Source organism: Streptomyces chiangmaiensis (genome assembly GCF_036281785.1).
Lineage (GTDB): Bacteria > Actinomycetota > Actinomycetes > Streptomycetales > Streptomycetaceae > Streptomyces > Streptomyces chiangmaiensis.
The window spans coordinates 1-667 of the sequence record NZ_JAYWVC010000700.1; the positions used below are offsets into that span (position 1 = coordinate 1).

Here is a 667-nt window from a genome sequence, read left to right on the forward strand (position 1 = left end):
AAACGTGAGGGGGCTCTGATCTCGGGCCCGGTGATCCCGCGCCCGCCTGGGCGTCGCCGAAACTCAGTCACTCCGAGAGGAAGAAGGCCCGTTCGAGGTGGGGGTCAGACCGGGCGGCACTCCCCTGAGTTCTGCGCCTCGGAGCAGAGGCCGTGCCCGTGGTCACGCAGGATGTCACGGCCGCTCTGCTGGGTGAGGAAGTTCAGAAAGGCCGCGGCGACGGATCCGGCGGGGGCCTCACCGTAGGTGTAGGCGAACTCGGTTTGCCAATAGGGGTAGTTGCTGTCCTCGACGCCCTCGACCGTCGGTTTCTTGCCGTCGATCGTCACCTTGACGAGGCTGCCGGCCGCATCGTGTCCGTCGACGCCCGCGGCCTCGCTGTAGCCGATGCCGCCGGGGGTCGAGGCGGTCGTGTCCAGCACGGTGTCCGTGCTGCCGACCTCGCAGCGGCCGTACCGCTTGGGATCCATGGCCGCGCAGTCGGTCTCGGTGAACTGGGGTGGTTCACGGCCGTCCAGGACCTTGCGGACGAGGGTGCTGCGGGTGCCCGAGCCGGGGTCCCGGTTGATGAGGTGGACGGGGACGGGATTGCCGCCGACCTCGGACCAGTTCTCGACCCGGCCGGCGAAGATGTCGCGGATCTGGTCCAATTTCAGATTCTCCACCC

At 68.2% G+C, this 667-nt stretch carries 1 protein-coding gene; it reads right to left on the reverse strand.

The features are described from left to right. Positions 1 to 104 precede the first annotated feature (104 nt). The coding region (locus VXC91_RS46500; protein ID WP_329513352.1) for a substrate-binding domain-containing protein at positions 105 to 667 on the reverse strand (563 nt) is incomplete at its 5' end.